The sequence below is a fragment of the Mycobacterium sp. genome, from assembly GCF_032161845.1.
Lineage (GTDB): Bacteria > Actinomycetota > Actinomycetes > Mycobacteriales > Mycobacteriaceae > Mycobacterium.
Map to the genome: position 1 here is coordinate 1 of NZ_JAVRQA010000493.1, position 8,361 is coordinate 8,361.

7 protein-coding genes are annotated in these 8,361 nt (G+C 65.9%); 3 read left to right on the top strand and 4 right to left on the bottom strand.

All coding sequences use genetic code 11. The features are described from left to right. From QOD90_RS27040 to QOD90_RS27055, 4 genes are all read right to left on the bottom strand, one after another. Positions 1-489 (bottom strand): adenylate/guanylate cyclase domain-containing protein (locus QOD90_RS27040; RefSeq protein WP_526354888.1); only part of this gene is annotated, 489 nt, incomplete at its 3' end. 2 nt (positions 490-491) lie between these two features. Next, positions 492-1,559: a protein kinase family protein gene (locus QOD90_RS27045; protein ID WP_526354890.1), complete on the bottom strand. Its 1,068-nt coding sequence runs from the start codon at positions 1,557-1,559 to the stop codon at positions 492-494. A 72-nt stretch (positions 1,560-1,631) separates the two neighbouring features. Further along, positions 1,632-2,195: a TetR/AcrR family transcriptional regulator gene (locus tag QOD90_RS27050; protein WP_526354892.1), complete on the bottom strand. Its 564-nt coding sequence runs from the start codon at positions 2,193-2,195 to the stop codon at positions 1,632-1,634. A gap of 34 nt (positions 2,196-2,229) precedes the next feature. Next, positions 2,230-5,049 carry an aconitate hydratase gene (locus tag QOD90_RS27055; RefSeq protein ID WP_526354894.1) on the bottom strand — a complete coding sequence of 940 codons (2,820 nt, stop codon included), beginning with the start codon at positions 5,047-5,049 and terminating at the stop codon, positions 2,230-2,232. 220 nt (positions 5,050-5,269) lie between these two features. Between QOD90_RS27055 and QOD90_RS27060 the strand changes: the two genes are divergently transcribed. The 3 genes from QOD90_RS27060 to ripB all read left to right on the top strand — a co-directional run bounded on the left by QOD90_RS27060 (position 5,270) and on the right by ripB (position 8,160). Beyond that, the gene (locus tag QOD90_RS27060) at positions 5,270-5,839 is read left to right on the top strand and encodes an Rv1476 family membrane protein (RefSeq protein WP_526354896.1); all 570 of its coding nucleotides are present in this window, start codon (positions 5,270-5,272) and stop codon (positions 5,837-5,839) included. A 213-nt stretch (positions 5,840-6,052) separates the two neighbouring features. Then, complete coding sequence (ripA, locus tag QOD90_RS27065) at positions 6,053-7,450, top strand: NlpC/P60 family peptidoglycan endopeptidase RipA (RefSeq protein WP_526354898.1); 1,398 nt, start codon at positions 6,053-6,055, stop codon at positions 7,448-7,450. A gap of 11 nt (positions 7,451-7,461) precedes the next feature. Next, positions 7,462-8,160: an NlpC/P60 family peptidoglycan endopeptidase RipB gene (gene ripB, locus QOD90_RS27070; protein WP_526354900.1), complete on the top strand. Its 699-nt coding sequence runs from the start codon at positions 7,462-7,464 to the stop codon at positions 8,158-8,160. Positions 8,161-8,361: the final 201 nt, after the last annotated feature.

An 8,361-nucleotide genomic window follows, 5' to 3' on the forward strand; every position in this document is an offset into this window, starting at 1 on the left:
TGCCTCGGCGACCCGCGACGCGAGGTCGACGAATCGATCCTGCAACTCCGCCCCGGCCTCGACGGCGTGACCAGCGTCGTCGAGGCCCGTCTCGGGAACGCCCCAGACGGCCATGAACCCATCGCCGATGTACTTGGTGACGCCCGCGCGATGGCGCTGCGCCGTCGAACGAAGCAGTTCGTGGTATCGCCCAATCACCTCGCGCGCGGTCTCGGCGTCCACCCGTTCCTCGAAGCTGGTCGAACCGGCCAGATCGGCGAACATGACGGTCACCGTCTTGCGGACGGGGCCGCCACCGCCGCCGGCCGCGGGCGCGCCAGTGGCATCCAGCGATGCCCCACAGCCTCGGCAGAACCGCGCCTCGGCGCGGGCTTCCACGCCGCACGTCCCGCAGACCCGCGCAAGGGACCCGCCGCAGCCGTCGCAGAAGCGCGCATCGTCTTCGTTCGCCGTGCCGCAAGAGGCGCAGCTTCGGGTGTCTTCGGCCATCGTCAGTCCGGCCTCAGCGCCAAGGCGTCGTGGTCCTCGATCGCGGCTGCCGACCAGTCCAGAATGGCGCGAAGCAGCTTCAGCTGACGGTCGTTGGCCAGCTCGATCCGCCCGGCAGCAAGGACGGGATAGACGAAGCACCATGCGGTGGTGAGGCGGTAGTCGCGCCGCAGCTCGTCCCGCGGATAGTCGACACCGTGTTCGGCGAGGCGCTCGGTGTAGCGTTCGATGAGGTCTCCCTCAGCGGTCCTGCGTGTCTCGGTGGCGAGACTCTGGCTCAGGAAATACGCCAGATCGTAAGCGCCGCGGCCCTTTCCGGTGATCTGCCAGTCCAGCGCCGTCACCGGCGAATCATCCGGGTCGACGGCGAAGAACAGTTGGTCCAGCCGGAGATCGCCGTGCAGCAGGGTGCGCGGCGGGCGCGTGAGCTCGTTGCAGAACCAGGGCACCATCGCCGGAAACCGCTCGCCAAATTCGAGCATGGCTGGGGACAGATCCGACCCGACGACCTCGAGGAAACGTGGCCAGCCTGCCTCGAAGTTGCGGGAGATGCGCTCGGGGAACGGCGGACTCCGGTACATCTTGAGCCACGGCATCGACTCGAAACGCCGACTCTCCCACCAATGAGCATGATTGCGCGCGATCGCGTCCACGACGGTCTCCGCGTCGGACACCGTGCACCCCATGGTCTGGTCGGCCACCCGGAGCCGGCCGAGGTCCTCGAGAACGAGAACGAAGTCGTGGGTCGTCTCGTCGAAAGCGGCAAAGTAGGCACGGGCCGGCGGCAGCGGGTTGGTGTCACCGATCTCCTGGTAGAAGCGGACCTCGCTGGAGTAGAACTCGAGGTCCTCGCAGAGCGCGGTCCGGGCCTCCATGTCCAGGGTCGGAAGTTTGACGACCACCGAGGCAGGCACGCCCGGAGCACCCTCGAGATGGGCCCGGAACACGCGACCGAGGAGCCCGACGCCGATGCCGATCTGTTCGAGATGGCATTTGCGCACGTCAGTCCCCAGAACCCCACTGAGCCAGGACGCCGTGATGGACGCCGGATCGTGCGGAAATCCAGACATTCGCTCCCAGCCTCCCCCCAGCGACTGGAGCAATCGTACGGAAATCGACGAGGCTGAGCATCAACAAGCCGGCTATTGTTGCCGGACCGATCTTTCGACGAGATCCAGTACGGCGCTGAGTTTCTCCGGATCCTCGCCAGAGGCCATTCGCGCGATGAGTCCGTCGAGGACCAGATCGAGGTAGATCTGAAGCACGGCGCTTGGCACGTCGTCGCGGATTCGCCCGGCCTGCTTCTGCATCCGTAGCCGCTCGGTCGTGGCGGCCGACAGCTCGGCTGAGCGGGCTTCCCACCCCTGGTGGAACGCCGGATCGTTGCGCAGCTTCCTGGCGATCTCCAGCCGGGTGGCGAGCCAGTCGAACTGGTCGGGGGCGGCCAACATGTCGCGCATCACCTGGATGAGGCCTTCTCGGGAGGCCACCTCCGCCATCCGGTTGGCGTCCTCCCTGGCCAGCTCGAAGAACAGCGTGTCCTTGTCGCGGAAGTGATGAAAGATTGCGCCGCGCGACAGCCCGATGGTCTGCTCGAGCCGCCGCACGGTCGCACTCTCGTACCCGTACTGCGCAAAACACCGCCGGGCACCGTCGAGGATCTGACGACGGCGCGCCGCCAGATGGTCATCGGTCACCCGTGGCAACGAAGGAGCCCTTTTCTTCTTGGCTTCGAATCCTCTAGGCCTTGAGCATGTTTCGCAGGACGTACTGCAGGATCCCGCCGTTGCGGTAGTAGTCCGCCTCTCCTGGGGTGTCGATCCGCACCACCGCGTCGAACTCGACTACACGATCGGTGCCGTCGGCTTCATTCTTGCCGGTGGCCGTCACGTGCATCGTCTTCGGGGTCTTACCGCTGTTGAGGGCTTCGATTCCGGAGATGTCGAATACTTCGGTTCCGTCCAGTTTGAGGCTCGAGGCGGACTCTCCGGCCGGGAACTGCAGCGGAACGACGCCCATGCCGATCAGGTTGGAGCGGTGGATGCGCTCGAACGATTCGGTGATGACCGCGCGCACGCCCAGCAGGCTGGTGCCCTTGGCCGCCCAGTCGCGGGATGAACCCGACCCATACTCCTTGCCGCCGAGCACGACCAGCGGAATGCCTTGCGCGGCATAGTTTTGCGCGGCGTCGTAGATGAAGGCCTGTGGGCCGCCATCCTGGGTGAAGTCGCGGGTGTAGCCGCCGGAGACATCGTCGAGCAACTGATTCTTGAGCCTGATGTTCGCAAACGTTCCGCGGATCATGACTTCGTGGTTGCCGCGTCGCGAGCCGTAGGAGTTGTAGTCCTTCTTGTCGACGTCGTGCTCTTCGAGGTACTGGGCGGCCGGTGTGCCCGCCTTGATGTTGCCCGCCGGCGAGATGTGGTCGGTGGTGACCGAATCACCAAGCAGGGCAAGCACTCTCGCGCCGGAGATGTCCGTGACGGGCGCCGGGTCGGCGGGCATGCCGTCGAAGTAGGGAGGCTTCCGCACGTACGTCGACTTCGGGTCCCAGTCGAACGTCTTGCCCTCCGGGGTGGGGAGGTTGCGCCAGCGCTCGTCGCCCTTGAACACGTCGGCGTAGCTGTCGGTGAACATCTTCCTGTCGATCGACGACGCGATGACGTCGGAGATCTCCTGCGACGACGGCCAGATGTCCTTGAGGAAGACGTCGTTGCCGTCGTCGTCCTGACCAAGGGCTTCGGTCTCGAAGTCGAAGTCCATGGTGCCTGCCAACGCATAGGCGATGACCAGAGGCGGGGAGGCCAGGTAGTTCATCTTGACGTCGGGGGAGATGCGACCCTCGAAGTTGCGGTTGCCCGAAAGAACCGCGGTGACCGAGAGGTCGTTGTCGTTGATGGCCTTCGAGATGGCGTCCGGCAGCGGACCGGTGTTGCCGATGCAGGTAGTGCAGCCGTAGCCCACTAGGAAGAAGCCCAGCTTCTCCAGGTACGGCCACACGCCTGCCCTGTCGTAGTAGTCGCTGACCACTTGTGATCCCGGTGCCATCGAGGTCTTGACCCACGGCTTGGAGGACAAGCCCTTCTCGACGGCGTTGCGGGCCAGCAGCGCGGCACCGAGCATCACCGAAGGGTTGGACGTGTTGGTGCACGACGTGATTGCCGCGACGACGACGGCCCCGTGATCCAGCACGAACTCGCCCTGCTCGTCGGATTTCACGGTGATCGGCTTGGACGGCCTGCCCTCGGCCCCGTTGGCCGCCGACGGGCGCACGTCGGCTTCCCCGTCGTCGGCGAAGGACAACGACACCGAGTCGCTGGCGGGGAACGACTCGTCGACGGCCTCGTCGAGCTTGGTCTCCGGGGTGGGGTAGTTCTCCTCGACGTAGTTGTGGATGTCCTTGCGGAACGACGTCTTCGCGTCGGACAGCTGAATGCGGTCCTGGGGGCGTTTGGGGCCTGCGATGGATGGCACCACGTCGCCGAGATCGAGTTCCAGGTACTCGGAGAAGACCGGTTCCTTCTCGGGGTCGTGCCACATGCCCTGCGCCTTGGCGTAGGCCTCGACGAGCGCGAGCTGCTCGTCGGTGCGGCCGGTCAGGCGCAGGTAGTCGACGGTGACCGAGTCGATCGGGAAGATCGCCGCGGTGGAGCCGAACTCGGGGCTCATGTTGCCAAGGGTGGCGCGGTTGGCCAGTGGAACCTCGGCGACGCCTGCGCCGTAGAACTCGACGAACTTGCCGACGACGCCGTGCTTGCGCAGCATGTCGGTCACCGTGAGCACCACGTCGGTCGCGGTCACGCCTGGCTTGATCTCGCCGGTCAGCTTGAAGCCGACGACGCGGGGGATGAGCATCGACACCGGTTGGCCCAGCATCGCCGCCTCGGCTTCGATGCCGCCGACACCCCAGCCGAGGACGCCGAGTCCGTTGACCATCGTGGTGTGGCTGTCGGTGCCGACACAGGTGTCGGGGTAGGCCACCCCGTCGCGGACCATGACCGTGCGGGCCAGGTACTCGATGTTGACCTGGTGCACGATGCCCGTGCCGGGGGGGACCACGCTGAAGTCGTCGAAGGCACCCTGACCCCAGCGCAGGAACTGGTAGCGCTCACCGTTGCGGGAGTACTCGATTTCGACGTTGCGTTCGAATGCGTCGCGCTTGCCGAACACGTCGACGATGACGGAGTGGTCGATCACCATTTCGGCCGGCGCCAGCGGATTGACCTTGTGCGGATCGCCGCCGAGGTCGCCGACGGCCTCGCGCATGGTGGCCAGGTCGACGATGCAGGGCACGCCGGTGAAGTCCTGCATGATCACGCGCGCCGGGGTGAACTGGATCTCGATGCTGGGGTCCGCCGAGGGGTCCCAGCTGGCGATGGCCTCGATGTGGTCCTTGGTGATGTTGGCGCCGTCTTCGGTGCGCAGAAGGTTTTCGGCAAGCACCTTGAGGCTGTAGGGGAGTTTCTCGGTGCCGGGTACCGCATCCAGGCGGTAGATCTCGTAGGCCTCGTCCCCGACCTTCAATGTGTCGTGGGCTCCGAACGTATTAACGCTGGTCACATCAACTCCCGCTTCGATCTTCGCCGCGACGGGGCTGTGTCGCAGCGGTTACGTGTCTAACAGTACGCTTGTCCTGTAAGCCATCTCAAGGCGGGTGTCAGTCTTCTCCTGATCCGGCCGTGGTGCCAGCCGATCGGCCTCCGTTGGCGGTACCGGAGGGCTGGGGGTCCCCCCGCTTGCGGGGGCGAGCGCAGCGACCGGGGAATGTAACGTCAGGCGCGTGACGACTCCGCAGGCGCCGCTGTTCATCCCGTCGCAGGTTTGCGCGATCGTTGGGAAGGATCCCGGCGCGACGCCGCCCGACGTGTGCATGAGCCTGGTGGAGGACGACCTTCGCGACGACGGCGTCAGCGCGTCCCACGTCCCCGCCAACACCGGGCTGCCCCAGGTGGTGGCCGACGCCAAGCAGAAGGGCATCGATCTGAAGATCGTCGTCCTCGACCAGAACCCGCCGATCGACACTCCGCTGCGCGACATCGCGACAGAAGTCGGCAAGGACTTCGGTGGCTCGACGGTGTTGGTGTTGAGCCCCTCGTTCGCCGGTACCTACAGTCCGACGTTCGACCGTTCGACGCTGGAAGCCGGGCAGGACATCGCGAAGGTGAGCGGCACTCCGGTGGTGGCCTCGCAGAATTTCGTTACCGAATTGACCACGCCGCATTTCCCGTGGACGCCATTTACTCTGCTGCTCGTTCTCGGGGTGGCCGTCGCTGCCGTCGGCACCCGGTTACTGCAGGTCCGGGCTCGAAAGGGCAGCGCCGCGGAAACGCCTGTGGCGGCTGACAACTGACTTCGTCGGCGGCACTTCATTTATCGAACATCACCATTCGATAACTTCGATTCAATTACAAACATGTAATTTGTTGCTGCCGTTTCCTTGCGGCTATTTGTGACGTACGGTGCAGAAGACGCCTGCTGTTGCAGTTGTGATTCGTGTGACTCCTGTGACCAATGGCGACGGACGTGCACACGTTCGCGATGAGCCTTAGGAGACCAGAGACCAATGAGACGCACCCTGCGCGCCTCCATTGCGGGTTCGCTCGCATGCGGTGTTCTCGTCACGGCCGTGTTCACCAACGGCATCGCCATCGCCGCCGCCGAACCTGCCACCTCCGAGGGAATCGCCGGCCTCGTCGCCGCAGTCGCCAACGCGGATCAGAAGTTGCAGCAGCTCGGTGCGAACATTCAGGCGGAACAGGAGAGCGTCAACAAGGCCATCGTCGACGTCCAGACCGCCCGCGACAACGCCGCGGCCGCCCAGAGCGAGGTCGACGCCAGCCAGGCCGCACTCAAGGACGCAACGGCGGCCATCTCGGCGGCGCAACAGCACTTCGACTCGTTTGCCGCCTCCGCCTACATGAACGGCCCATCGGCGTCGTACGTGACCGCCAAGGACCCGGCGGACATCCTCGACACCGCGGCCACGGGTGAGACGTTGAACGTCAGCACCCAGCAGGCCATCGCCGATCTGCAGCGCGCTCGCACCGAGCAGGTCAACAGGGACTCCGCCGCCCGGCTGGCCAAGCAGAAGGCCGACCAGTCCGTCGTCGACGCGCAAGCCAGCCAGGACGCGGCCGTTGCGTCGCTGACGCAGGCCCAGCGGACCTTCGCCGATCAGCAATCTCAGCTGGATCAACTCACCGCCGAACGCTCGGCGGCCCAGGCGAAGCTCGCCGCGGCCCGCGAGTGGTCGGCGCCGACCAACAAGACCCCGCAGGCCGTTCCCCTCGCGGCCAACCCTTCGACGAACTGGGACCGTGACCCGGCGGCAGCCGCGCCGGGCAACTCGAAGTGGGACATCGGCTGGGATCCAACGCTGCCCGCGATCCCAAGTGCGTTCGTCAGCGGCGACCCGATCGCGATCCTCAACTCCGTGCTCGGGATCGCGACCACGTCGGCCCAGGCCACCCAGCAGATGGGTCGCGGATTTCTGCAGAAGCTCGGAATCATCCCAACGCCAACCGGTTACACGAACGGGGCGATACCGCGCGTCTACGGAAGGCAAGCCTCGGAGTACGTCATCCAGCGGGCTGGCACGCAGATGGGCGTCCCGTACTCGTGGGGCGGCGGCAACGCGGTCGGACCGAGCCGTGGCATCGACTCGGGTGCTGGCACGACCGGTTTCGACTGCTCAGGACTGATCCTCTACGCCTTTGCCGGGGTCGGCATCAAACTGCCCCACTACTCCGGCGCGCAGTACGACCTGGGCCGCAAGATCCCGTCGTCCCAGATGCGCCGCGGCGACGTGATCTTCTATGGCCCCGGCGGCAGCCAGCACGTGACCCTCTACCTGGGCAACGGTCAGATGCTGGAAGCGCCGTACACCGGGTCCGACGTCCACATCTCACCCGTCCGGACGAGCGGCATGACGCCGTACGTCATCCGCTACATCGAATACTGATGGTGGTTTTCTTGCCTTCGAAGTTCCTCCGCCACGCCTTGGCGGTCGCAACGACGTGCTGTGTGTTGACCTTCGGTGCCGTGGCGACCGCCAGCGCGGACCCCACTGACGGGGCGTGGGATCCGACGCTGCCCAAGGTGGCCAGTTCGGGCGCGCCGGGTGACCCCGTCGCGATGGCGAACGCATCGTTCGCGGCGAGTCGGATCGCGCTGCAGACCACCCAGAGCCTCGGCCATCAGTTCCTGGCCAGCATCGGGCTCGCCAGCGATCCGTCCTCCGCGGCCAATCCCGGCGGCCGGGTCCGCGGACCCGAGGCCATCGAATACGTCATCCGTCGCGGTGGGTCGCAGATGGGCGTGCCCTACTCCTGGGGCGGCGGATCGCTGACCGGTCCCAGCGAGGGCGTCGACTACGACACCGGCAAGATCGGCTACGACTGCTCCGGATTCACGCGATACGCATTCGCCGGCGTCGGCGTGCAGATCCCGAAGTACTCGGGCGACCAGTACAACGCTGGCCGGGCCATCGCGCCGTCGCAGGCCAAGCGCGGCGACCTGATCTTCTACGGGCCCGGTGGCAGCCAACACGTGACCATCTTCCTCGGCGGCGGCAAGATGCTGGAGGCGTCGGGCAGTGCGGAAAAGGTCACCGTGAGCCCAGTCCGCACCGCCGGCATGTCGCCGCACCTGGTCCGGTTCATCGAGTCCTGATCGAGACCGCCCTGCGGCAGGGCACGTCGACGGATCCCGAACTGCCTGGAATAGTTGACGGCGAGCGTCCGCCCAGTGGCTCTGGCGACACTGAACCGAACCAAGACCAGCGGTCCGAACGACAACGTCGGACCAGAACATGTGGAGGAACTGAATGACGTCACCGAGTGGGCCGCCGCAGGGCGCCGGAGGTTTCCCCGG

Excerpts from the sequence above, each read along its gene's own strand:
- QOD90_RS27045 (WP_526354890.1), bottom strand. The coding sequence starts at position 1,559 with ATGTCTGGATTTCCGCACGATCCGGCGTCCATCACGGCGTCCTGGCTC.
- ripA (WP_526354898.1), top strand. The coding sequence starts at position 6,053 with ATGAGACGCACCCTGCGCGCCTCCATTGCGGGTTCGCTCGCATGCGGT.